At 61.3% G+C, this 1,079-nt stretch carries 1 protein-coding gene and 1 pseudogene; one reads left to right on the forward strand and one right to left on the reverse strand.

Annotation, left to right across the window (positions count from 1 at the left end; translation table 11 throughout):
• Window positions 1-108 (forward strand): annotated as a pseudogene (locus K228_RS26340) (VOC family protein); the annotation flags it as partial.
• An 86-nt stretch (window positions 109-194) separates the two neighbouring features.
• On the opposite strand, the gene K228_RS29130 reads toward K228_RS26340, so the two are convergent.
• On the reverse strand, window positions 195-1,079 hold an 885-nt coding region (locus K228_RS29130; RefSeq protein ID WP_025620821.1), incomplete at its 5' end, for a hypothetical protein.

Below are 1,079 nucleotides of genomic sequence, written 5' to 3' on the forward strand. Positions count from 1 at the left end.
GGCATGGGCGTCCGGTTCACCCAGGAGCCCCTGCAGATGGGTGCTGGCACCACGGCAGTCCTCGACGACACCTGCGGCAACCTGATTCAGCTTGTGCAGGCGACCTGACCGCGGCCGATGGTCGGGGGAGGAGGGGTTCCGTCCGCCGCCAACAGCGGCCGGGCGGAACCCCTCGTGACGGTCAGACGCTGGGACTAGCCCGCGCAGCCGGGAACGTTGTTGCAGTTGTTGGGCCGGTTTTTGATGACGATGGTGCCAGTGGCGGTGTTCAGGTTCACCGTTCCAGCGATGTTTAGGATACCTCCGCCGGTGGTGATAGCGACGTTTTCGGTCACCTTCGTGGTAAACAGGCTGATTGTCCCGAAGTTTTGGATGCCGCCACCCAGGTCGGCCTGGTTGCCGATTAGCTTTGTTCGGCGCAACACCGTTTCCCCGCTGTTGAGGATTCCTCCACCAAATCCCGTTGTGGTGTTGTTCTTGATGAGGCTGTCCTCGACGACGGCGAAGTTGTCCCCCTGTTCGACCTGCAATCCGCCTGCTGCGTCCGACCGGTTGTTTGACAGGTTGACGTGCCGCATTGTTAGCTGTGAGGTATTTCCGATCCGGACACCGCCGGCACTGCTGCCGATACTGGTGTTTCCGGTGATTTTGGTGCCGGTTACCACACCGTTGGCACCGAACATCAACAACCCTCCAGTGATGGTTGCGTGGTTGTCCGAGATGCTGCCGCCCTTGATGGTGACGGTGTTGCCGTCTTCGAAGATTCCGCCGCCGGTGGTCGCAATATTTGCATCGATGTGAGACTTGTTGGCCGCCAGGAGGCCGACACTGTTGACTCCGCCGCCGCTGATGCCGGCGGTGTTGCGGCTGATGGCGGTGTGGTTGACGTGGGTGGTGCCGTTGTTGCTGATGCCGCCACCCGAGGTCAGTGCGATGTTGCGGGTGATGGTGCTGTGGTTGGTGGTGAGGGAACCGCCGGCGTTGACGAGGATGCCGCCGCCAGTGGTAGTGGTGTCTCCGCCGGTGATCTTCAGTTTGTTGAGGGTGAGGTTGCCGCCGGTGTTGATGGTGAGGATTCT

This window comes from Salinispora cortesiana (assembly GCF_000484695.1).
GTDB lineage: Bacteria > Actinomycetota > Actinomycetes > Mycobacteriales > Micromonosporaceae > Micromonospora > Micromonospora cortesiana.